This is a genomic window from Shewanella sp. QJM3NY_23, from assembly GCF_056173105.1.
In genome coordinates, this window is the sequence record NZ_CM149657.1 from 2,152,723 (window position 1) to 2,177,319 (window position 24,597).

Here is a 24,597-nt window from a genome sequence, read left to right on the forward strand (position 1 = left end):
CAATGCATCGCTAAATACCTCAAGCTAATTATCGATTAAAACTTGAACGTCACACCAGCAAAGTACTGACGACCTACCGTGTCATAGACTTCAGGTACCGTACCGCCGTCACTGCCGTTAGACACACGTGATGGCTCTTCATCGGTCAAGTTCTTCACACCAGCGCTCATGGTTCACGCGTCGTTTAGGAAGTAAGTTGCCGACAAGTTGTGATACAAAATCGCATCCACTTTATTGCCTTCGGCTAAATCTTCCATTTCACCGATATAACGGTTGAAGTACATTAGGTTCCAACTATCTTGACCAGCCTTAATACTGAAGTTATTACGCACTTCTGCATAGGCACCGAAGTTACCGTCGATAGTGTCGGTATAGTCAATACCGTCTTGCTCGAAGTTAAGCAAGTAAGTGGTATCGTTAACAATCGCCCAATCTAATCCTAAACCTTCAAAGTTGTAGGCTAGGTTAAAGTCTATACCGCTTGTGTCTTGAGTACCCACGTTAGTTAGCGAGTTAGTTAAGTTATCTAGATCGCCATTCGGACCGATGTTAAAGGTTTCGCATGCGCTCTGATCGCCAGCAAAACAGTCTTTAAGGCCAGCTTGTGTGTCTAAACGCGCAATCGCGTTATCCACTTTAAAGCGCCAGTAATCAAGCGTTAACGACATGCCTTCAACATAGCTTGGTGAATATACTAAACCGGCAGTATAAGAGTCAGACTCTTCTGGCTGTAAGTTTTCATCTGATGTACGGTTAACCAAAATCTGAGGATCTAATGCATTGCCCCAAGGATCATCAAGATAATCGTACGAACCTGAGTTACCGCCGTATAATTCGCTTACACTTGGTGCACGGAAACCGGTTGCAGCCACTGCGCGCAGCATTAAATCATCAGTTGCTTCATAGGTCAGGCCTATTTTCCACGTTGATGCATTACCAAAAGTCGAATACTCGTCAAAACGCAGTGCAAATTCACCAGTTAACTTCTCAGTGAAAGGTACGCTCACCTCTTGATAGACAGAGATAACGTTATAATCGCCATCGGTAGGATCTTGCTGCGCTGAGGTACTTTCACCCGCAACTACGATTGGGTCTGGATTATAGTAACCACTTTCGCTGCGATATTCTGCGCCGATGGCAAAGCCAACAGCACCTGCATCAAGCTCAAACAATTCACCGTTTAGACCTGCAGATAATACATGCTGCTCGTTACCACCATCTGCTTGTTCGCTGTAGCTTACGCTATTAAGCAAATCGGCATCGGTAACAGGCTGCCCTGTGAACCATGCATCTTGATTGGCGTAGATGGCATTAGTCATCAAGGCGCCATTGATTGAGTTTTCAACCGATGTGCTAGCCTTGTTCTTACCATAGGTGTAGGACAAGTCCCAGTTCATGCCAGTATGCACATCCAGTGCACCTTCAACACCAATTGACGCACGCAAAGTATCAGTATCTTGCTTATAGATACGTGAACCGACGTCATTCATACGTTTTCTATAATTAACAAGGCCTTTATCATCGGCCACAATACCAGCACTGGCCATATCGGCATCGATATCGATACACTCGAGCGTGTTTTGACCCGGCACACAGACATCTAGCATTAGATTGGCTGGTTGCGGCGCCAACTGTTGGCTGGACTTACGCTTGGTGTATAACACGTCAGCGTTAAAGATAATATCGTCACTCAACTCTTGTGTCATGTTGGCAAACAAGCTGTAACGTTCACTCGGCGTTTGATAGTAGCTATCTTGGGTATAATCATAACCCCAATCACGCTCTACCCAGTTACCATTTTCATCTTTGATCAAACCGCCTAATGAACCATTTGGCAAAAATGAACTCGCGCCAGGCGTAGTCCAATCACGATCAGACTGGATCACACCACGACGGTCAGAATAAGCAGCACCAATGGTGTAATTACCTTTATCTGTGTTGAAACCGTATAGCGCACTGATATCGCCGTTTTCACCATCACCTTTATCGGTAGCACCACCGTTTAGGTCGATTTGGAAACCTTCGAAATCTTTCTTAGTGATGATGTTCACCACACCAGCAATAGCATCAGAGCCATAAACTGCTGAAGCACCATCTTTTAATATTTCAACACGGGCGATCATAGCGACCGGGATAGAGTTCAAATCCACTGCACTATCGGCACCAGAACCCGAGTTAACCATGCGGCGGCCATTTAGCAGTACTAGCGTACGCTGTGAACCCATACCACGAAGATCAACCTGAGCGATACCGTCAGCACCGTTATTGGTGCTAGAGCCCACTGCGGCGCCCGCCATAGACGTTTGTGCTTGTAGCATCTGGTCTACCGAAGTAAAACCTTCTGCTTTAATTGAGGCCGCGTCGATAACGGTAACAGGAGAAGCCGTTTCCATGTCTTTACGTTGAATACGTGAACCAGTAACGGCAATACGCTCAAACGATGCGCTTTCTTCTGCAGCAATGGCATTGCTTGAGGCAATAAAACCACTGGTAGAGACTGAAGCAATTAATCCCAACTTAATTGCAGATGCTAATTTTGTTCTTATCATGTAACGATAACTCCCTTGCCTTCATTATTATTGCACGCTGTTAACTATTAATATTTATTCAGCGTTGGGCCTGATACTGTCTCGTCACTTAACACACGTCAACAACCACAATTTTTAACTATTGATAATAAAAAGTTAATAAACATAGTAGTAGCGATAACAATTAAGCGCGTTAATTAAGCGCAACTATAGATTAATGTCGTGATTTGAGGTTTTTTGTTTATAAAATAGCTACCGATCACGTTTTTAAAGCCAAGAATCACATACATACAAGCAACAACGTAAATACCAAAAATGTGACACGAATCACGCTTTACCGGTTATTATGACGCTTCCCGCCTAAACTGACGTTAAAAAAGACAGTGTTAATTAATTAACAATTAGCAGGTTTGGTATTAATAATGTGATGCTTACCATCGCGTATATGTTTAAATTGAGCGCCAAATACCATGGCGGTTAACGCATTAATCAATAGCCTTTAGTTAGAGAATACTGTCATTATTTACCTATTTACTCTATTTGTTGCCCTATTTAATGTTGACGCCGAGAAGCACTCGTCTAATTTACAAACTAAAAGCATCGCATTTAACAAAGGCGATACAATTAGAGGGGGAAGGTTGGATTATTGCTTTGCAGACTGAAATTTCGATCGATTGTTAATTAATTAACAATCCAAGTGGTGGGGATCATTCATGCACAAATAGTGAATAGCCAGTAGATCAAGATTAGCGAGTAATGCTACAACCTAAGCATGATAACGCTGTCAACTCGCGCTAGATAAAGCACAAGCAAACGCACATAAAAACGCAGCGCGGCCCATTTAATATAAACGAATCGCGCTGTCGTTAAGTAAAGCTGATAAGTCTGAGATTCGGTTAATCAGGCTTAATCAAATTGAAATGTTGATAGGCACGTGGCGTAGCAATACGCCCTCTTGGGGTGCGTTGTATAAAGCCTTGTTGGATTAAAAACGGTTCGAGTACATCTTCGATAGTCTCTCGCTCCTCACCAATCGCAGCGGCTAAATTGTCTAAGCCAACGGGGCCACCCATAAATTTATCGATGATCGCCAGTAACAGTTTACGATCCATATAATCGAACCCTTCAACATCGACATCGAGCATATCCAGTGCACTTTCGGCTACATATTTAGTGATCTCGCCATCGTGTTTTACCTCGGCGTAATCCCTTACCCGGCGCAATAAACGGTTGGCGATACGCGGTGTACCGCGAGCGCGACGCGCCACTTCAAGAGCGCCATCATCCTCAATTGGTAAGCCGAGTACCTTAGCTGAGCGGGTCACAATGCTACTGAGATCGGCAACATTATAGAACTCTAAACGCAGTGGGATACCAAAACGCGCGCGCAGTGGCGAGGTTAATGCGCCCGCTCGTGTGGTTGCGCCGATCAAGGTAAAGGGCGGTAACTCCAGTTTAATCGATCGCGCCGCAGGTCCCTCACCGATCATGATATCGAGCTGATAATCTTCCATTGCCGGATACAAAATCTCTTCCACCACAGGACTGAGGCGATGGATCTCGTCGATAAACAGCACATCGCCCTCTTCAAGGTTGGTTAACAACGCGGCTAAATCGCCTGCTTTTTCCAGTACTGGGCCTGAAGTGGACTTAATATTGACCCCCATCTCATTAGCCACAATCATGGCTAAGGTAGTTTTACCCAGACCTGGCGGGCCATAAATCAACATGTGATCGAGCGCTTCGCCGCGTTTCTGCGCGGCTTCAATAAACACTTTAAGCTGCGCGCGGGTATCATCTTGACCTGTATACTCATCGAGTAACTTAGGTCGCATAGCTCTGTCTATCTGCTCATCACGTTCCTCAATACCTTGAGGTTGCGCCTGAATTAATCGATCGGCTTCTATCATTTTATTCTCACTTAACAGGCTATAACATCGACTTTAACGCGGCTTTGATCAGGGTTTCTGAGTCCATATCTTCTTGATACACCCCAGAGACCGCTTTACTCGCTTGGGCGGGTTTATAGCCTAACGACAATAATGCGGCGATGGCATCTTCTTCGGCTGAATTGACCTGTGGCTTAGCTGAGTAGTTTGATTGCAAGACAAATTCACGCTCAGAACCTTGTGAAGCTTCCATTAGGCTCTTAAGTTTATCGCGCATCTCGACTAATAAACGTTCGGCGGTTTTCTTGCCGACGCCCGGCAGTTTAACTAAGGTCGCAATATCATCGTGTTCAACGCATTTAACAAACTCACTGGCGGTCATACCTGACAGAATCGTTAACGCCAATTTCGGCCCCACACCATTGGTTTTAATCAATAAACGAAATAATGCACGTTCTTGTTTGGTGATAAAACCGTACAAGAGCTGCGCATCCTCACGCACCACAAAATGGGTGTAGATCACCGCTTCTTGGTTTAGATCGGGTAACTCATAAAAACTGGTCAGTGGTAGCTGTAATTCATAGCCCACACCGCTAACGTCAAGCAAGACTTCTGGGGCTTGTTTCTCTACCAATAACCCCCGTAAACGACCAATCATCTGTATCTTCCGTATGTTCTGCTACTGGCTTTACCGCCCATGGCGATCAGGCTCTGATAGGTATGAAAATGACATACTGCAACGCCTAAAGCATCAGCCGCATCGGCTTGGGGCGCTGCTGGTAAGGTTAATATTTGCTGGATCATGTGTTGTACTTGAGACTTTTGCGCCCGTCCAGTCCCCACCACGGCATTTTTTATCTGGGTGGCTGAATATTCGGCTACCGGTAAATTGGCATTGGTGGCGGCCACTATCGCCGCGCCGCGCGCCTGTCCCAGCTTTAATGCTGAATCAGCATTCTTTGCCATAAAAACCCGTTCAATGGCGAATTCGTCGGGTTGATACTGACGAATAATTTCGCTAATGCCATCAAATATAATTTTTAAACGAGAGGGTAAATCATCGGCTTGGGTGCGTATGCAACCACTGCCAAGGTAAATTTGGTGTCTTCCCTGACACTGGATAACGCCATAACCTGTGATCCGCGATCCTGGGTCAACACCTAAAATGATGGGCATGGCATTACTCTAAGGCCTGTAAGATATCATCGGCAATCTCTGCGTTATGATACACCTCTTGTACATCGTCATGATCTTCAAGATTATCAATAAGTCGTAGAAACTTAGGGGCGGTATCGGCATCCAATTCCGCTTTGGTCGACGGTACCATGGTCACTTCAGCATTCACAGCTTCAAGGCCTGCTGCATCTAACGCATCTTTAACCGCGCCAAAATCTTCAGGAGTGGTGTACACATCAATCGAGCCATCATCATGGGTCACCACATCATCGGCGCCGGCATCGAGCGCCGCGTCCATAATGGTGTCTTCATCACAGCCTGTATCAAAGGAGATCACGCCGCGCTTTTCAAACAGATAAGCGACAGAACCGTCGGTGCCTAAGTTACCACCCGATTTACTAAAGGCATTACGTACGCCTGATACGGTGCGGTTGCGATTGTCGGTCATGGTCTCAACCATCACCGCAGTGCCGCCTGGCCCATAGCCTTCGTACATAATGGTTTCTAATACTTGACCATCGAGTTCACCAGCGCCGCGCTTAATAGCACGCTCTACTGTGTCACGGGTCATGTTATTGGATAAGGCTTTATCGATAGCGGCGCGCAAACGTGGGTTAGAATCGGGGTCTGAGCCCCCTTCGCGGGCGGCGACGGTCAATTCGCGAATGAATTTAGTGAATAATTTACCGCGTTTGGCATCTTGCGCTGCTTTACGGTGCTTGATGTTGGCCCATTTACTGTGACCGGCCATAACTGACTCCTTATTTCGAAACGTTCTCGAAAAAGCCGAGCTTTCGCTCGGCTATGTTTATCTTGTTATTCTGCGTCTTGCTTGGCTTCAGGTTTAGCTTCAACCACTGAGATGCCTAGCTCATCGAGCTGAACCGGGTTGGCAAAGCCTGGGGCATTAGTTAGCGGACAGGCCGCCGTGGTGGTTTTAGGGAACGCCATGACATCACGAATCGACGTGGCGCCAGTCATCAACATCACGATACGGTCAAGGCCGAAGGCTAAGCCTGCATGTGGTGGCGTGCCGTACTTTAACGCCTCGAGTAAGAAGCCAAATTTCTCTTGGGCTTCCTCATCATTAATGCCCAAAATGCGGAATACCGCTGACTGCATTTCACTGTTGTGAATACGCACTGAACCACCACCGAGCTCACAACCGTTGAGCACCATATCGTATGCATCAGAGATAGCTGCCGTTGGATTAGCTTCAAGTTCTGCGGGGCTAATGCCACTTGGCGCAGTGAATGGGTGATGCATGGCATGTAAACCGCCATCCGATGTGCGCTCAAACATTGGGAAGTCCACAACCCACAGCGGTTTCCACTCACCTTGCAGCAAGTTGAAATCTTCACCCACTTTCAGACGTAGTGCCCCCATTGCCTCGGCAACGATATTCGCTTTATCGGCACCAAATAAGATTAAGTCGCCATTAGATGCATTGGTGCGACTTAAAATAGCGTTAACCACCTCTTCACTAAGGAACTTAAGCACGGGAGATTGAATCCCTTCAAGCCCTTTTTCTAGCTCATTGACTTTCATCCAGGCTAGCCCTTTGGCACCATAGATGTTGACATATTTGCCATATTCATCAAGTTGCTTACGCGACAGCGAAGCGCCACCAGGCACGCACAATACGGCGACGCGACCATCTGCATCGTTAGCAGGTTCTTGGAATACTTTAAAGTCGACGTCTTTAACTAAGTCTGCTACGTCAATTAATTCAAGCGGGTTACGCAGATCTGGCTTATCAGATCCGAAACGACGCATCGCTTCTGCAAAGGTCATCTTAGGGAATTCGCCTAAGTCGACATTCAGTAACTCTTTAAACAGACCGCGAACCATCTCTTCAGTCTTGTCCATCACCTGTGCTGATGACATAAACGAGGTTTCGATATCGATTTGGGTGAATTCAGGTTGACGGTCGGCGCGTAAGTCTTCGTCACGGAAACACTTAACAATTTGATAGTATCGATCGAAACCTGACATCATCAACAACTGTTTAAACAGTTGTGGCGACTGTGGCAAGGCAAAGAATTGGCCTTTATAAGTGCGGCTTGGCACTAAATAATCGCGCGCGCCTTCCGGTGTTGCCTTGGTCAAAATAGGCGTTTCAATATCAAGGAAACCATTGCCATCGAGGAAACGACGTACGGCACTGGTCACTTTTGAGCGAAATACAATGCGTTCAGCCATTTCTGGGCGACGTAAATCTAAGTAGCGATACTTAAGACGCTGCTCTTCGGTGTTATGCTGGTTTTTGTCCATGTTGATGGGCAGTGGCGCAGCGCTGTTAAGAATACGCAACTCTTTACCCAAAATTTCAATTTCGCCAGTACGCATCTGGTCATTGACTTGGCTTGTAGGACGAGCACGCACAAGCCCTTTAACTTGTACACAGAACTCACCACGCAAGGTGCTGGCAATGTCAAATACTTCAGGCAAGTCTGGATCATACACAACCTGAACAATACCCTCACGATCGCGGAGATCTAGAAAAACAACACCACCTAAATCACGGCTACGATTAACCCAACCGACAAGAGTGACTTCTTCTCCAACATGAGACCCGTTGACGTCTCCACAATAATGACTGCGCATCTAACCCTTTCCTTTCATCCACAAAGCGGTGCTTGAGGAATATTCAATACATGACAAAAGCGGCATTATAGTGAAATATTGCCGATTTCAAAACAACTTCATCGTCTTAACATGAAGTAAACCTGTGGGATGAGCAAATATCCAGCAATTGGCGATTTGCCGTCGATATGATCACGCACTACGATAGCAGCCACCGCCTTGTGCTGTGGCTCGCGATAATCGCTCATCGGCTTTTTTGAGTATCTCGACCGCACAGTCGCCATCGCGTGGGAACATCGCCACCCCAATACTGACCGATAGTGCCACATCTTCAGCATCGATAGCAAAAGGTGCCGAGCAAGTATCGATAATCGCCTCGGCTACTTGGCAGACCTGAGTCAGCTCTTTGCTGTGATTAAGGATAACCACCAACTGCTCATCGTTAAACTTGGCCAAGGTATCAGATTTTCTCACCAAGGTACTGAGCTTACTTATGGCTATGTTCATCAGCTGCTGGGGTTGCCCTGCACCTAGGCGCTGCTGGAGCTGTGTTAGGTTATCAAAACCGATAAACAGCACGGCAAAAGGCTGCATTTCACGGCGATGGGTTAATATCGCTTGCGTTAATCTATCATCCAATATGCTGCGATTGGGCAGGCCAGTTAACGGGTCAAACTCTGGTGTCGATGAAGTGGCCAAGCTTGCCCCTATATGGGGGCGGTATCTTTGGCGCTTTCGAACAGCATTGCGCCACCATAAGGCTAGCATCAACATTAATACGACCACCAGCAAGAGATAAAAGGCCTGCTTCCAACTGATAGACACAAACGAATGAGGGGATTCTTGCTCAATCCAACGCTGGTAGATCTGCTGTTGCTGCGCGGTAGACAATTGTGCAATCGCTTTATCGAGCAGCGGCACTAACGGTTGCAGTTGTGCGGTTAATGCAAAATGACTCTGCTGATCGGAGTAATCGGCTAACACCGACATTTTTAACTGACGATGATCGCTGTCGCTAAGCTCAACTCCCATGTTGATCACTTTTTCAATAAAACCATCGGCGGTGCCTTGCAATACAGCGTCAATACCAGCACGCGTATTGGGGACTAAAATAAGCTCTATGCCTAGGGTGTTATTCATCAGCTGCGGGATCAAATGATAACCTTCGACGATTGCTAAACGTTTACCGCTCATCTGCGCCAAACTAAAAACTAAAGCATTATTAAGGTTAGTCACCAATCCCCAAGGCGATGGCCAATAAGGGCCAGAAAACACCAACTCTTTTTCACGTTCAGCGGTTAAGGCGGCACTGCCGACAATATCGATATCACCACGCTTGAGTGCAGCGAGCATGCTGCTCCAGTCCTTAAACATCACGGGAACAAACGTCAGATGCAGCTGCGCGGCCAAACGCTGGCTAATGTCATGATTAATCCCCTGAAATTGGCCATCTTCGCCTTCAAACTCCATCGGCGGCCAATCTTGCAGGTAACCGATATTAAGTGGCCTAAGGTTAGCTAAATAGCGCTGCTGCGCAGGACTGAGCGGCAGCGCTGTCGTGCTCGCTTTTACCGTCCTGTCATTGTTGTCTAAAATCCATTTACTTTCGAGATTAGCCAGTTCAGTTGCCGAGATGAGGTTAAATCCGGCGCGGATACGTTTAATCAGTCCCTCATCTTCGCTGCGGGTTAACGCATAAATATCACTGGTGAATGTGAGCTCCCGGTAAGGGTAAAAATCTTGCCAAGCATCGGCCTTGATTAAATAGTGCTGTGTCCATGCAGAAGCCGCAACAAAAGCTTTGATATCACCCTGTTGCACCGCTGCTATCATCTGCTCAACATCATTAAATAAATGCAGCTCACTGTCTGGAAAGGTGTTGTGCAATTGATCTAAATAGGGTGCCGACGCCACCGCGCCGATACGATGACCCGCAAGGCTGTCGAGAGTAGTTAACCTCTTTTGGTAACTAAATAGATGACTATTAACTTGATAGGTTTGCCATACAGGACGTAAATCCGCGTAACGGGTATCGGCTAAAGTAGTTGCGAGGCTAGTATCTGCCACAATATTGCCCCCCTCCACCTGCAACGCCTCATCCAATGGATAACCTATGTGAATATCGGCGCGGCGATAAGCCACATCCTCTAAGGTGGCATCGAAGGTATTAGTGCGGAAATCGACCGCGATACCGGTTTTTTGTGACCACAACTTCCAGATGTCGATATACAGACCATGGGGCTGACCATCGCCACCAATATCGACATAAGGTTCGATACCCACAGGCGTGGCAATAATCAGCCGTTTAGCATCATGGCTAAATCCCAGCCAATGCTTTTCTATCGCGGCGCGCATCGCTGGCGTCACTAATTGAAAACCTTGATTGATTTTGGCTTGCAGTGCTTGGTTACCTTGTTTAACGGCAGGTAGAATAGGAATGGTTTTAATCAAGAGTCGATGCTCTAATGGAAAGGCTTCCATCACCGCTCGGCTCACCGCTTTATCGCGAAGATACCCTTCCATCCCCGCAAACACATCAACTTCGCCGTTAATCACGCCATTAAGCAGTGCATCGCGTGAATCATAGTAGCGGAAATTAAGCCCACTTAACTGCTTGATTAAATTTGCTTCATGAGATGAGCCACTCACAATGCCTATTCGATATGGGATTAAGTCGCGTAAATGGTTTTTATTCTGTAGCGATTTACGCACGTATAAATAGGTATTAACTGAAGTGATAGCATCGGCAAAGTCATAGCGCGACTCACGCGAGTCAGTATGTCCCATGCCGATGTGAATATCGGCATGGCCTTGTGCCAATTGGTCGAGAGAGTCTTGCCAATCTAAACGCTTAAACTCAACAGCTGTACCCGTTTGCGTGGCCCATTCACGCCACAAATCGACCAAGATACCTTTAGGCTCACCACCATCATCAACAAACTGATAAGGAAAACTGTCGGTGCCCATCACCAAGACTAACGGCGGCAGTTCACTGTCGGCCCGCGCGCATGACGACATACACAACGCCATGGCAAGGAGTAAAGGATAAAGTAATTTCAATGATCTTCCCTAGAACGTCAAGGCGTTGTGAAATATATGTTGTAATTAGGATATTAGACAGAATTTTCTCTAGAATTTCCAGTACTAGGCTTGCTGCTAACGCTGATGTTTCGCTAGAATGAAAAATCGAACTTATCTAATCAATACTCATGAACTCATCTCAAGATACAATATTCGCCCAAGCATGTGAAAATATCAGTGACTTTCAATTCGATGACAGGGTTGCTGGTGTGTTCAATGATATGATTAAGCGTTCCGTGCCAGGTTATGCCCAAATTATCAGTACATTAGGTGATTTCGCCGACAAATGTGTCTCACCCAATACCCGGGTGTACGATTTAGGCTGCTCGCTGGGCGCAGCGACCCTTAGCGTGCGTCGTCGCCTTGACGGACGCGATTGCCGTATTATTGCCGTCGATAATAGCCAGTCTATGATTGAGCGCTGTCAGCAAAACTTAAATGCCTATGTTAGCGATACGCCTGTCGACCTGATTTGCGGCGATATTCGCGACATTGAAATTGATAATGCCTCCATGGTCATTTTAAATTTTACCATGCAATTTTTAGCACCAAATGACCGCGAAACATTGCTCAATAAAATCTACCGCGGCCTGCAACCCGGTGGCATTTTAGTGTTATCAGAAAAGCTCACCTTTGAAGATGCACCAGTACAAGCCTTACTCGACGAACTCCATTTGGACTTTAAACGCGCCAATGGTTACAGCGAACTGGAGATCAGCCAGAAACGCAGTTCACTTGAAAATGTCATGAAACCCGACTCATTACCACAACATGAGCGGCGATTAAAAGCCCAGGGCTTTAGTCATTTTAGTGTGTGGTTCCAATGTTTTAATTTTGCTTCTATGGTGGCGATAAAGTGATAAGTTTCAGCTCGTTTTACAAACAGATTGCCGACTCTAGCCTGCAACATTGGCTCGAAACCTTGCCCGCTATTTTGGGGCAATGGCAACGCAATAATAAACATGGTGATTTACCCAAGTGGGAAAAAGTCCTCAATAAGCTGCATTATCCTGAGCCCGATGAGATTAACTTTACTAGCAGTGTGACCATCGGCAGTGGTAAGCAACTCAGTGACGGCGAACGAGAAAAGCTGCAAAACCTATTAAAAATTTTTAAACCTTGGCGCAAAGGTCCTTATCACCTGCACGGTATCCATATTGATACCGAATGGCGTTCAGACTGGAAATGGGATCGCGTCAAACCGCATATTTCACCGCTGGCCAATCGTACTGTACTCGATGTGGGTTGTGGCAGTGGCTACCATATGTGGCGCATGCTAGGTGAAGGCGCTAAGCATGTGGTCGGAATTGATCCGTCTCCTTTATTTTTATGTCAATTTGAAGCGGTAAAACGCTTAGCCGGCGAGCATCACCCGGTGCACTTTCTTCCCTTGGGGATAGAGGAGTTACCGCCACTGGATGCCTTTGATACGGTATTTTCCATGGGGGTATTGTATCATCGACGCTCGCCTATCGACCATCTATTGCAGCTGCGAGACCAATTGCGTGCCGGTGGCGAATTAGTATTAGAAACATTAGTGGTCGATGGTGATGAAAATACCGTATTAGTCCCTGGTGACCGTTACGGAAAAATGAACAATGTGTGGTTCTTACCTTCGGCTAAAGCCTTAGCTGCTTGGCTAGAAAAAGCCGACTTTACCGATGTTCGCTGTGTCGATATTGATGTTACCTCATTGGCAGAGCAGCGCAGTACCGACTGGATGCCTAATGAGTCACTGGTGGATTACCTTGACCCTAATGATATCAGTTTGACTGTCGAAGGATATCCAGCGCCAAAACGCGCCACATTTATCGCCACCAAGAATCAACCGAATAAAGATTTGGTTTAACTGAAATAGTATATGGGATGGACTATGTTAAAACAGATAACTGCCATAAGCGTTGCAACCCTGTTAGCGGGCTGTGCAACGACCGACGTCAATAAGCCTATACCGGTTGATGCCGCCACACTCAATAGCAGCCTCAGTCAACAGCAGAGCGAATTAGCCAGCTTAATAAAAAATAGTCATGCAAGCCATGAACAAGCGCTCGGTGCCATTAGCACCCTGTCAAAGCAAATTGACGCCTTGAATCAGTCGGTCGCTAAAATCAATTTACAGCAACCAGAAAAGAAAATTATCGAAGTGCCCATTCAGTGCGAGCCGTCTCCTATTGGTGATAAGTTTATTTTAGGTGCGGTGGAAAATGTCTATATGGACGAAGTGAAAGCGGGCTTCGAGACTCGTATCGATACTGGCGCCGAATCATCCTCATTAGATGCACACAATATTATTTTGTTCGAGCGTGATGGTAAACAATGGGTGCGTTTTGATGTGTTTACCCAAGGTTATGACAAACCACCACAAACCTTTGAGTCTAAAGTTGAGCGCTTCGTGCGCATCAAACAAGAATCCGATGAAGAAAGTGATCGTCGCCCAGTGATCCACGCTCACTTACAAATAGGTTCATATAAAGCCGAGACCGATCTTAATCTTGTCGATCGCAGCCACTTAGAGTACCAACTGTTGCTCGGACGTAAATTTATGCAAGATATCGCCGTTGTCGATGTTGCGCAAAGTTTTATTCATGGCAAAACCATGCCTAAACAGAGCACGAAATAACATAGGATTATTGGCTGATGCATTCTAGAAAACCGTTTTATATTGTTGTTGCGCTCCTCTTTTTAGCGGGTGTGGCGGCAAGTGTTTATCGCGGCATTGAACACAATGTCCCTTTCCTTCCAGGCAAACAGGTACAAAGCTGGGCCGTTGATGCCAAGGTGAGTTTCCAAGCCACAGGACAACCTGCTGAGGTCACCTTTTCATTGCCAAACGATCCGGCATTTGAAGTGCTGGTTGAAAACGCCACGTCCCCGGGCTATGGACTGACCATCGCAGAAGATGAAATGGGGCGTCACGCCACTTGGTCGATCCGTAATGCCATAGGTCAACAAGACTTATATTACAAAGTCACCCTTGTGCCCACCGGCAATAATCAAGTGATTGCCCTGCAGGAACCCCAACCTCCCTTACCTTACAGTTGGCCTGCAACCGAGCAAGCCGCCGCCGAGCAAATTATGGACGAAGTATGGTCTCGGAGCGCGACTAATCTCTCATTTGCCCAGCAACTGAACAAAAGTTTTAATGCGACCGATCGCAGCCAAAATATCGAGCTTTTACTGTCGGGTAATACTCCTGCCGATCTGTTTATTCAAATGCTCAATAGCAAAGGTATTGCGGCGCAAAAAGTCAACGCGCTATTTTTAGAAGATCAGCGTCGCCGCCAACAGTTAACCACCTTCGTTGAGGTGTACCATCAAGGCGAATGGCTGCTGTTTAACCCCGCTAATGGTACCCAAGGTCGCCCAGATAACCTACTTATCTGGGATCGCAAAGGTAAATCGACCCTTGATGTGATTGGTGGCGTAAATTCACAGGTCAACTTTTCGATGCTGCAAGATACCCGCTCAGCACTGGCGACCTCTATCGATATGCTCAAAAATAAAGATGCCTTGGATTTCTCACTGTATCAATTACCGCTAGAGGAACAGAGTCTGTTTAAAGGGATTTTGCTGATCCCCATTGGTGTGTTGATGGTGGTATTTCTACGCGTCATTATTGGTATTAAAACCTCTGGTACCTTTATGCCAGTACTGATCGCATTAGCCTTTATTCAAACCACACTACTGACCGGGCTTATCGGCTTTTTACTCATTGTGGCGTTCGGTTTGATGATCCGCTCATACCTATCTGAACTCAACTTGCTGCTCATTTCCCGCATATCGGCGGTGATCATTGTGGTGATAGGCATCATTGGCCTGTTTACCTTAATCTCTTATAAATTTGGTCTCAGCGAAGGGCTAACCATTACCTTCTTCCCGATGATCATTTTGGCTTGGACTATCGAGAGAATGTCCATTTTGTGGGAAGAGGAAGGCGCTAAAGAGGTATTAGTACAAGGCGGCGGTAGCCTGTTTGTTGCGACACTGGCCTATCTCGCCATGAGCGCAGCTTGGGTTCAGCATTGGGTCTTTAACTTCCTTGGCATCCACTTGGTGATTTTAGCTGTGGTGTTACTCATGGGTCAGTACACAGGTTACAAGTTATTAGAACTCAGACGTTTTAGACCTTTGGCGGGACAGTAATCATGCTATTTGCGCGTCCTAAGGCGCTAAGGGACAACGGGGTCCTGGGCATGAATAAGCGTAATATCGACTACATAGGTCGTTATAATCCGCGTAAATACTATAAACGGGTCGATGATAAGTTGACCACTAAACAACTGGCCTTGGCCAATGATATTGCGGTACCCGCCTTAATAGGCACAGTTTCCCAGCAGCATGAGATTGTGCATATTCCGGAGATGGTCAATAACCGGAGTGGTTTTGTCATTAAACCATCACAAGGCTCGGGCGGCAAAGGGATCTTAGTGATCACTAAAGTGGCTAATGGCCATTACTATAAAGCCAACGGCAACGAAGTCACACCCAGTGAAATCGACCGTCATATATCCAACATTCTCAGTGGATTATTTTCACTGGGCGGTAAACCCGATGTGGCAATTGTCGAAGGTCTGATTAAATTTGATCCAGTATTCGATGGCTACTCCTTTGAAGGTGTGCCCGATATTCGACTCATCGTATTCAAAGGCTTTCCGGTCATGGGGATGCTGCGTTTATCAACCGCCGCCTCTGACGGTAAGGCTAACTTACACCAAGGAGCGGTAGGCGTTGGACTCGATATTGCGACAGGACAAGGCTTGCATGCGGTGCAATTTGACCGCCCCATTGAACGCCATCCAGATACCGATAGAAAGCTGACCGATATTGTAGTGCCCCATTGGGATACCTTGCTCCATACCGCTTCTAAAGCATATGAAATGAGTGAGTTAGGCTACTTAGGCACAGATATGGTACTGGATCAAGAGCTAGGTCCACTACTACTTGAGCTTAATGCTCGACCCGGTTTGGCCATTCAAATCGCTAACAGTCAGGGGATTTTACCTCGTCTGCAACATGTCGAGCAGATGAGAAATAAATTCATGTCAGTGGAAGAGCGCGTCGCCTATGCTAAAACGCATTTTAGCAATCGCCCTAACACTTAATGTGGTGCAGGCGGCGCAAGCCGCCTCGCCCATTGCGCTGTTATCCGAGCAATGCCTTCGCTATGAGATAGCCCCATGGATGGATAGCCCCCCAAGCGTGCCATCTGTGCAGGTTGTCAATCTTGAACGTGACCTTATTGGCCTGTTTAACCTGAAAGACAGCCTACGCTATTATCAACAATATGCACTTAACTCGGCGAGCCAAGAAGCCCTATTGCTTTGCCAACTTCACCTTGGAGATCAAATTGATAAGCTATATCATGATCCCAATATTGTCAGCTTAAGTCAGGCGTTAAAGAGCAGCTTTCGCCCGGATGAACAGGCAATCGCAAAGCGACTGACTCAGCTATTACAAGGTGAAATGGACATCGCCGATAAAGCGGCGTTACACACCAGCGAAGCCAGTATCACTTTCGCCCTAAGGCAACAGGCACTGTCATTGGTGATGAGTGACGAACGCTGTCTGCTGAAACCCGTTAATGATGCAGAGCTTAATGACCCCATTCCCCGCTTTAGTGAGTCGATAGCCAGTTACTTGATTGAGCAACGTGATCCCCATTGCCGTCAGCAAGTCTGGCAAGCCTATCAACTGCGGGCCAAAGACAAGAGTGAACGCGCCCTTACCCATGTTATTGCCGCAAAGCAACAACAGGCTGAACAGGCGGGGTTTAGCGACTATGCCAGTTTCAGTTTAGCGTCCCAGCATATCGCGACGCCACAACTTCTGAAACAATATCTCGACGCAATGACTCAGCCAACCCTTGCTCCTTGGGAATTGGGGATTGCACTATCTCAAGCGGATAAAACACCACTTCAGCCGGTATTTACCCAAGTGATGTTAAGTCAAATTTACCAAGCGCTACAGCCCTTTGGGATTAGGGTTGAAAGCCTCAATGACAATATGATCCGTCTATGGCATGGACAACGTCTGCTTGGGGATCTATTTCTCAGCCAAGGCGAGCCTAACCAAGATACAAGCATTAGAGTCACCCCGATACGCTACAGCGTTGTGGGGCAACAGTTTGGCCAAGTATCACTTAGCTTTCCAGACATACTCAACTCTCATCGCGCACAAACACAGCTGATTGAGGCATTTAGCAATGCCTTAGCATCGCTGCTTAAAGGGGGGCGCTTCTATCTCATCAATACCTTGGCAGACACTCAAGACAGTGGCTTAGTCGGTCAATATTGGTTGTCATTGTACTTGCAACAGCGGTTATTGCCGCCGGCGCCAAAAGAGAGCCGCGAAGCGCGTTTAGCCACTTTTGCCGAGCAACAGAGTGTTTTTCGAAGCAAACTGGCATTAAATCTCTATCAAACAACGTCTCACGCCTACCCCGATATGGCGCGCGAATTTGAATTGAGCTTTACTCAACCTTGGCCGCAAGCTAATGAGGCTATTTATAGTTTCATGGGTATCGTTAGCCAAGGGCCGCGCTATTATCAACGTCTTTGGCAACGCAATCTTGCGCGGCTAATTGACCAACAAGCCACAATCGATAAACCAGCGTTATTCGAACTGCTGTTGATTAATGAAGCGCAGTTACCTATTACACAACAATTAACCCTTATTTTTGGCGAACCAGTGTCGACCTCCTCTTTAATAAAAAGGATCCAACATGATCAACACGCGTCCCTCTAAATATCTCATCGCAGTGCTCGGCCTAAGTGCAGCATTGCTATTGCCCAGCGCCAGTATCGCTAAACAAGTCGAACAAAGCAGCACGCTTAACGCTAACGAGGTGCGCCAAGGTATCCAGACCCATCTTGAACAAAACCTCTACCAACTGCCTCCAAGAGTGCAAGGCCATTATGGTATTCGCCTATATCGTATGACTGGTGATGCGAAATATGCCAATGCCGCACTGGTCGATCTGTATGCCGTGACCGAGTCACAGAGTTTTTATGCTTGCCAGTTAGATAAGCCTGGATTTATCGACACCGAGGCGAGAGAGGCTATCGCGATTCTTGGCAAGGGCTCGCGCGCTAAAGCACGCAAAAAAGCCCTACAGCCTTTTCCTGAATTTCTATTTTACACTGATGTGTTATTACGCTTTTCCAGCCGAATCGACGAATTTGGCTTACAGGGCCCCTGCCATGACAAACTAATCAAGGCGTTAAAATCCACCGATCTCAAAACGGGATTAACCGACAAAGCCATGATTGAAGCCTGGGCTGCGCAGCTGATCAATTACGCCTACTGGGCAAAACAACTTGAAGTAGGTGATTATATCGCCGACTACAAACAGGCTTTTAATGATGTCTATCCTACAAGTCGAGATAGCGAGCTCAACAAAAAACAATTTAGAAACAAAATCTATGGCATGACCCACTTTATTTTTGCCGCAAGTGAGTATTACCAACAGCCTGTTGATGCTAAAGAGTTTGCTTGGATTTTAGATTATTTCGCTGCCAACCTTGAGCGGATTTTGACCGATGCTACCGACGATATTATTGCCGAAGTCGGCATCAGTTTTCATTTAGCTGGTTTGTCTCAACACCCAGTGGTAAAACAAACCCAGCGACATATTATTAACGCCTATGATGAGACGCTACATACTATCCCCTCACCTAAAGGCAATCCCGATCTCGCCTTAGGTGAACACCGAAATGTATTGGCTATGATGCTGCTGAATTGGCCAACTACTTTGCATCAAGGCCCCTATTTTCATGAGCTTAAGCGCACCCAGAAATACCTGCCTAAACAGGTAAGCGTTAAACCTTAGCCTAATATCGAGCCGCGCTGCGGCTTGAGTAACGAGATTGAATATCCATGAGCCAAGCAAAATCAACCTTAGAACAGTGGCGGATCCTGCAGGCAGTAGTCGATTACGGCGGCTATGCCCAAGCCGCCAAACAACTGAATAAGAGTCAGTCATCGTTAAATCATGCGGTCGCCAAATTGCAATCGCAGCTTGGCGTGGCCTTACTTGAAGTTAAGGGCCGTAAAGCCTACCTCACCGAAACCGGTGAGGTATTACTGAGGCGCTCTCGTCATATTACCCGTTCGGTCACCGAATTGGAGATGCTGGCCAATAAATTAGAAAAAGGCTGGGAGCCATCGCTCGTCATCGCTCGGGAGATCATCTACCCGATGGAGACCCTTATCGATGCCCTAAGTCAATTTGAACCTCAAGGACGTGGTACGCGCATCACCATTCTCGATTCGGTTATCAATGGTACCGTTGAATTAGTCGAATCTGAACAGGTCGACATTGCCATTGCCGGCTCGCCGCCCAAAGGGTTTGTCGCGGAGCCGCTGTGCCATATCGACTTTTTGTTAGTCTGTCATCCAAGCCATCCATTGGCACACCGCGATGAACCTCTATATGACCAAGTCCTAGCCGAACATTTACAAATTGTGATTAAAGACACGGCCCAGATCGCTCGCGCCGATTCAGGATGGCTTAAAGCTGAACAGCGCTGGACGGTAACCAACTTCCATGAAGCCTTGGTTATTTTGCAAAAAGGTATCGGTTTTTGCTGGGTACCAGCTCACTTGGTGCAAGGGTTACTCGACAGCGGTCAGCTTTACCGCCTTGCACTGCAAGGCAGTAGCCATAGACAAGCGGGATTGAGCTTGATCATCCCCAATCGAGATAATCAAGGCCCAGCATCGCAATTACTGGAGAGCTTGATATTGGCTCAGCACCAAACGAGCAACTGATGGCAGTAGACCGCTGCCACTCAGTATCGTCTCTAACGCGACGCGGCCCGCTTTATATTGGCTGGCATTTGTCATTAAACCGAAATACGCAAAGAGGCTAAAAACTGTTCTGGTCCACTCAAACAGGAAAGGTGACAAGGTCAATTGTAGGGTGAAAAGGATCACAAAGAGCTAGGAAATATGTATCAAACTGTTCTGCTAAAGCCCTTGATGACGCAACAATCATAAGCTAACAGCGACATCGACTTAGTTAATACTTTCAATTACTTAGACAACAAACGCCGAGATAACGAGCATTTAGACAACAACAGAGTCATCAGCAAAGACAACGTCATTAATGAATAAACAACCACCAACAACCCGTTATACCTCAATATCTATCTGTTGTCCTATTAGCTGGCTTGGCGCCATTCCCTGACTAGGCTGATACTGCGACTGGAGTAGTGCTGAAAACGATCCCGAGCCAAAGGCTTGCTGCTTATCGGTATCTAAATATTGAGCCTGATGTACCGCGCCAATCTCTTCTATCCCAGGAGTCGCAGCGTCATCAGGAGAAGCTGCGGATGAAGGCTGAGTAAGGTCACTGGCAGATTGCGTCCCCGCTAAAGACGTCTCCACTCCCCTTGATAACACAGCTTGTTGACGCTCTATCGCAAGCTCTTGATTTGCTTCATTCATCTTGCGCAGTGCTTCACTGGCTATGCGAATATCGGCCATCGAAGGCGCAACCGGTGCCATCGCCGCGGCATACACTTGCTTCATTTTGCTTAACGTGGCTTGTGGATCGCCGGCCACCACGGATACATCAATAGCGACCTCTCCAGCTACCGCATAGCGCTGACCGTCACTTCCCTGCTCATAGGTAAAACTTGGCGGCCCAGCCAAATTGCCACCGACACTTGCATGGGCCTGTTCATGAGCCCGCACCTCGATATCACGTTGACTTAGCTGTGTTAATTCAGCTTGTTGCGCAAGTTGTTCAGCTTCGGTTGCTCGCTGAGATTGCCCGTCACCTAGTGCCAGTGGTGCCTCATTCACCGCAGTATCGTCTGTGCGATCAGCTATCACGATCGAAGTCGCGCTGGTTATATCCTTATCTGCTATTACGCTTCTTGCAATCTGCCCAGCCTCTTCCTTTGTGGTAGTGATGGCACTAACGTTTAACATGGCCCCAAGACCGTTAGGACCCAGTGACAGATTAAAGCGACGTGATAGCTCTGCTGTCATAGCGCCAGTTGCTGATGGGGTTAACTCAGGTGTCGGCTTCAAATGCTTTGACACAGACCGTTCTGCCGCAGACTCACGGCTTATAGCTGGGGTATGTGCCGCTGATGCTAAGGTTGGCGCAGCGTGCATTAATGTGGGAGATAATAAGGTTAACGGTTTTTGCAGCGAAAATTCTGATGACTCTGGCGCGCCACCAGCACGCCAAGAGGCATGGCTGGCTGATAACACCTTAGGGCTTAGCGTTACATTAACAACGCTGTTCACAAGGTTACACCTTGATATCGATAACGGTTCCTAGGGTTTCTGATGACACGGCTATCACTTCTGTGGCAGCCTCGGCTTGATTGAGTGATTCAAGAGATGATACCAAGGCTTGGGTTTTATCTGTTTGTGCGACAGGAGTGTAAGTATCTGTTATAGATACATTTGTGTTTGGCTGAGATGGTTTAGCCACATCCACCGTTGCTTGGGTTAACCCAGATTGAGCACTCTGTAACCCCGACAACCCTGAGGCAAAACTCGATGGGATCTGCATAATAGTGTCTCCAATTCTGTCATAAAAAATACCGTTTGATTATTAGCCAACTGGCATTAAAAGTACAGCACTAAGCAATAATAGCAGCTCAGTTTAGTGATCAGTTAATCACTAACTGTGCCACCAATACATCCAACTGACATCCGTTTCTTTCAACTCGATGACACTCCATATATAATCGCCACACTAGCGTTAATTAGCGCAAAGTAAAAACGTGAAAAATTTGAGCGTACACACGTAAGCCAGGTAGTGTTTGTAAACATGAGCTGTTACACTGCGATAGACGAGGTCTAACCAGATGATACTAAAACCCATGACAAGCCAAGAATTATCTATAACTACTGATAAATCATTACCTAAAGCGCCATACTCACCAAAAGAGGAACTGGCAAACGCCATTAGCCACGGCCTAGGTATTGTGGCTGGCATAGTAGCATTAATGGTGTCTCTCACTAAGGGATGGGATCACCTATCAGGAGTGCAGCTTACAGGTGTTATCATCTACTGTGCGAGTATTATACTGTTATTTCTCTGCTCGACTCTCTATCACAGTGTCAAGGACCCTCACCTTAAACATAAACTAAAAATTGCCGATCATTGCGCGATTTACCTGCTGATTGCCGGAACATATACCCCGCTGTTGCTTATTGAACTGGGCGGTGAGAAGGCACTGTTTATGCTCATTGCTATCTGGGGAATAGCCTTGGGTGGAGTGTTATTTAAAACCATCTTCATTCATCGTTTTAAAATGTTCAGCGTATTGCTTTACTTAGCGATGGGCTGGTTATGTATGGTGGTGCTAGACGACCTGATTGCCGCCATGACGCCGCTTGGTTTTAGCTTATTGCTCGCGGGTGGCTTGTTTTACAGTGGTGGCGTGGTGTTTTACGTCGTTAAGCGCATTCCTTATAACCACGCTATCTGGCATTTATTTGTGTTGGCGGGCGCTGTCAGTCATTTTCTCTGTGTCTACCTCACCGTTATCTAACGTTAATCTATTGGGTTAATTTACTGCTCGCGACGATTAAACTCAGCAAATGCGTCGCCAAGCTGCGCCGCTTGAGCGAATAAACCCGCTTGGCTAAACAGTAATTGCACACATTCGAGTGTACATAATCCCCCCTCAACTTGGTTACGTCGTAACTGATATGTTGAATCTTGTGTCGCTTGTAATTCCAGTCGATTTGCCTGTTGTAAATAGTGGCTTTGGCGCACCATTTTACGCGCTTCTTGCCACGTAGCATCCAAAATGATGATCGACTTTTGTGTCACTGTTTTTGCGTCACCAAGTGCAGTGTCATCGGCTTTAATTAAGGCGAGATCTGAGTCAATATTCGAGGCAGCTGGCTTATCGGTAGCTGGAAACAATAGCAAGGCTTGACCCGTTTGACAGGCTTGTTGCAACCCCTTATCAGGATTGATACGAGACCAAACAAGCTGCTTACAATACTGTGGAAAATGCGCTAATGCTAGCTGACCGGTATTGGTTGGGCGAGTCAGCTCTCGCTCATGGGTAAGTAACACTATATTCATCTATTTAACTATTTATTTATCGTTAGCGAGTTGTTTCTATCTGTGGGCTATTACACAATTGGGCCATCATTTTTTATGTTGATTAACCGAGTCTCACATTGCAGCTCTTTTCAATCGGGGCGACATTCATCACCCCGGTGAGAACAAGGTTCAATAAAGATATTCAACTAGCGGTATTTACTGGCTTTCTTTAGGGCTATTTGCTGTTTGAGTGTTGATAGGTGCTCGATGAAAATTTTGCCGTCCAGATGATCCATCTCGTGCTGCAGCACGATAGCCAGAAAGTCATCGGTTTCTATTTCAATGCTCTGGCCTTGACGGTCAAGCGCTTTGACCTTGACCTTTTCATAGCGAGTGACCTTAGCGCGGTAACCCGGTACCGATAAGCAACCCTCTTCGCCGATAAACTCGCCGCTGCGTTCTATAAATTCAGGATTGATGAGTACTAATGGCTCATCTCTATTGTCAGACAAGTCGATAACGATAATGGCATGTAAGCTACCGACTTGAGTAGCGGCTAAGCCAATACCGTCATCGGTGTGATACAGGGTTTCGAGTAGATCGTCAATAAATGGCTGCGCCGCGGCGATATCTGCAACGGGCTGCGCCTTACGCTTTAAGCGTTCATCGGGAATAGTCAGAATATCCAATACTGGCATAGTGTTAATTTAGTCATGAAAATTTGGCGCTATTATGACCTAACTGACGCTAAAGGCAACGTTAGCGGGATTTTATTTACTGAACAATCCCCTGGGTTTAAGCCAAATGCATTTGAGTCAATATTGAATTGTTCTATGCTAAACACTAGGCTATAGCTATCTTCCAAACGGTATTAACTCATTGACAGTAACTCGGCGTTAATGTGGTTTATCGATATTCGGCATTGATGAATCTATCACAGGAACTCAACTTGAACTGTTCGACTCTTTCACCCATGGCGCGCATTTGGCACATTGTTGGCTTAATTCCTGAAGGTAGGGTGAGTTCATATGGTAAAGTGGCTGACTTAGCTGGATTACCTGGCAGAGCTAGGTATGTATCTCGAGCGCTCAAATTGGCACCTGCGGAGCTTAACCTTCCATGGCATAGGGTGATCAATAGCCAAGGTAAAATCGCTTTTGCCGAACATACGCCCGCTTTTATAGAACAGATGCAACGATTAAGAAGTGAGCATATTGTGGTGAACCGTGGCAAGATAACATTGTCGAATTATCAATGGCAGCCCGATCTTGCAACATTAGTGCTGGAATTACCTTTTTAACACTCGCTTTTA

The 24,597-nt window shown here is 46.6% G+C and carries 19 protein-coding genes and 2 pseudogenes; 10 read left to right on the forward strand and 11 right to left on the reverse strand.

Annotation, left to right across the window (positions count from 1 at the left end; all coding sequences use genetic code 11):
• Positions 1–35: 35 nt before the first annotated feature.
• The 7 genes and pseudogenes from AC0VXX_RS09805 to AC0VXX_RS09835 form a co-directional block, all read right to left on the reverse strand.
• Positions 36–2,549 (reverse strand): annotated as a pseudogene (locus AC0VXX_RS09805) (TonB-dependent receptor plug domain-containing protein).
• 875 nt (positions 2,550–3,424) lie between these two features.
• Positions 3,425–4,438, reverse strand: a complete 1,014-nt coding sequence (gene ruvB, locus AC0VXX_RS09810) for a Holliday junction branch migration DNA helicase RuvB (RefSeq protein WP_475514086.1) — start codon at positions 4,436–4,438, stop codon at positions 3,425–3,427.
• Between the two features lie 19 nt (positions 4,439–4,457).
• Positions 4,458–5,075, reverse strand: coding sequence for a Holliday junction branch migration protein RuvA (gene ruvA, locus AC0VXX_RS09815; RefSeq protein ID WP_475514087.1), 618 nt, complete (start codon positions 5,073–5,075; stop codon positions 4,458–4,460).
• Positions 5,072–5,593, reverse strand: coding sequence for a crossover junction endodeoxyribonuclease RuvC (gene ruvC / locus AC0VXX_RS09820; RefSeq protein ID WP_110457740.1), 522 nt, complete (start codon positions 5,591–5,593; stop codon positions 5,072–5,074). Before ruvC ends, ruvA begins: the two co-directional genes overlap by 4 nt.
• A 4-nt stretch (positions 5,594–5,597) precedes the next feature.
• A complete protein-coding gene (locus AC0VXX_RS09825) occupies positions 5,598–6,344 on the reverse strand; it encodes a YebC/PmpR family DNA-binding transcriptional regulator (protein WP_475514088.1) in 747 nt (248 codons plus the stop codon).
• Positions 6,345–6,409: 65 nt separating this feature from the next.
• The gene (aspS, locus tag AC0VXX_RS09830) at positions 6,410–8,200 is read right to left on the reverse strand and encodes an aspartate--tRNA ligase (RefSeq protein ID WP_475514089.1); all 1,791 of its coding nucleotides are present in this window, start codon (positions 8,198–8,200) and stop codon (positions 6,410–6,412) included.
• Between the two features lie 171 nt (positions 8,201–8,371).
• The gene (locus AC0VXX_RS09835; protein WP_475514090.1) at positions 8,372–11,239 is read right to left on the reverse strand and encodes a transporter substrate-binding domain-containing protein; all 2,868 of its coding nucleotides are present in this window, start codon (positions 11,237–11,239) and stop codon (positions 8,372–8,374) included.
• A 149-nt stretch (positions 11,240–11,388) separates the two neighbouring features.
• Here AC0VXX_RS09835 and cmoA point away from each other — a divergent pair, with 149 nt between their 5' ends.
• From cmoA to AC0VXX_RS09875, 8 genes are read left to right on the forward strand one after another with little or no spacing between them, the layout of a single operon-like run.
• Positions 11,389–12,120 carry a carboxy-S-adenosyl-L-methionine synthase CmoA gene (cmoA, locus tag AC0VXX_RS09840; RefSeq protein ID WP_475514091.1) on the forward strand — a complete coding sequence of 244 codons (732 nt, stop codon included), beginning with the start codon at positions 11,389–11,391 and terminating at the stop codon, positions 12,118–12,120.
• On the forward strand, positions 12,117–13,109 hold the full coding sequence (cmoB, locus tag AC0VXX_RS09845) for a tRNA 5-methoxyuridine(34)/uridine 5-oxyacetic acid(34) synthase CmoB (protein ID WP_475514092.1): 993 nt from the start codon (positions 12,117–12,119) through the stop codon (positions 13,107–13,109). Before cmoA ends, cmoB begins: the two co-directional genes overlap by 4 nt.
• Positions 13,110–13,133: 24 nt before the next feature.
• Complete coding sequence (locus tag AC0VXX_RS09850; protein WP_475514093.1) at positions 13,134–13,880, forward strand: ATP-dependent zinc protease family protein; 747 nt, start codon at positions 13,134–13,136, stop codon at positions 13,878–13,880.
• Positions 13,881–13,897: 17 nt separating this feature from the next.
• Positions 13,898–15,403, forward strand: a complete 1,506-nt coding sequence (locus AC0VXX_RS09855; RefSeq protein ID WP_475514094.1) for an inactive transglutaminase family protein — start codon at positions 13,898–13,900, stop codon at positions 15,401–15,403.
• A 2-nt stretch (positions 15,404–15,405) separates the two neighbouring features.
• Positions 15,406–16,362: an alpha-L-glutamate ligase-like protein gene (locus AC0VXX_RS09860; RefSeq protein ID WP_475514095.1), complete on the forward strand. Its 957-nt coding sequence runs from the start codon at positions 15,406–15,408 to the stop codon at positions 16,360–16,362.
• On the forward strand, positions 16,325–18,004 hold the full coding sequence (locus tag AC0VXX_RS09865; protein ID WP_475514096.1) for a peptidase M3: 1,680 nt from the start codon (positions 16,325–16,327) through the stop codon (positions 18,002–18,004). Before AC0VXX_RS09860 ends, AC0VXX_RS09865 begins: the two co-directional genes overlap by 38 nt.
• A complete protein-coding gene (locus tag AC0VXX_RS09870) occupies positions 17,982–19,088 on the forward strand; it encodes a DUF3541 domain-containing protein (protein WP_475514097.1) in 1,107 nt (368 codons plus the stop codon). Before AC0VXX_RS09865 ends, AC0VXX_RS09870 begins: the two co-directional genes overlap by 23 nt.
• A gap of 47 nt (positions 19,089–19,135) precedes the next feature.
• A complete protein-coding gene (locus AC0VXX_RS09875; protein WP_475514098.1) occupies positions 19,136–20,029 on the forward strand; it encodes a LysR family transcriptional regulator in 894 nt (297 codons plus the stop codon).
• Positions 20,030–20,661: 632 nt separating this feature from the next.
• Here AC0VXX_RS09875 and AC0VXX_RS09880 read toward each other — a convergent pair.
• Together AC0VXX_RS09880 and AC0VXX_RS09885 are read right to left on the reverse strand one after the other, a co-directional pair.
• Positions 20,662–20,977: pseudogene (locus AC0VXX_RS09880) on the reverse strand (putative metalloprotease CJM1_0395 family protein); the annotation flags it as partial.
• 547 nt (positions 20,978–21,524) lie between these two features.
• Positions 21,525–21,791 (reverse strand): chemotaxis protein, encoded by a 267-nt coding sequence (locus AC0VXX_RS09885; protein ID WP_475514099.1) that lies wholly within the window; start codon positions 21,789–21,791, stop codon positions 21,525–21,527.
• Positions 21,792–22,104: 313 nt separating this feature from the next.
• On the opposite strand from AC0VXX_RS09885, the gene trhA reads away from it, so the two are divergent.
• Complete coding sequence (gene trhA, locus AC0VXX_RS09890) at positions 22,105–22,779, forward strand: PAQR family membrane homeostasis protein TrhA (RefSeq protein WP_475516986.1); 675 nt, start codon at positions 22,105–22,107, stop codon at positions 22,777–22,779.
• Between the two features lie 20 nt (positions 22,780–22,799).
• On the opposite strand, the gene AC0VXX_RS09895 is transcribed toward trhA, so the two are convergent.
• Positions 22,800–23,324, reverse strand: a complete 525-nt coding sequence (locus tag AC0VXX_RS09895) for a tRNA-uridine aminocarboxypropyltransferase (protein ID WP_475514100.1) — start codon at positions 23,322–23,324, stop codon at positions 22,800–22,802.
• A gap of 167 nt (positions 23,325–23,491) precedes the next feature.
• Complete coding sequence (gene def / locus AC0VXX_RS09900) at positions 23,492–23,983, reverse strand: peptide deformylase (RefSeq protein WP_475514101.1); 492 nt, start codon at positions 23,981–23,983, stop codon at positions 23,492–23,494.
• A 275-nt stretch (positions 23,984–24,258) separates the two neighbouring features.
• On the opposite strand from def, the gene AC0VXX_RS09905 reads away from it, so the two are divergent.
• A complete protein-coding gene (locus AC0VXX_RS09905; protein ID WP_475516987.1) occupies positions 24,259–24,585 on the forward strand; it encodes an MGMT family protein in 327 nt (108 codons plus the stop codon).
• Positions 24,586–24,597 lie beyond the last annotated feature (12 nt).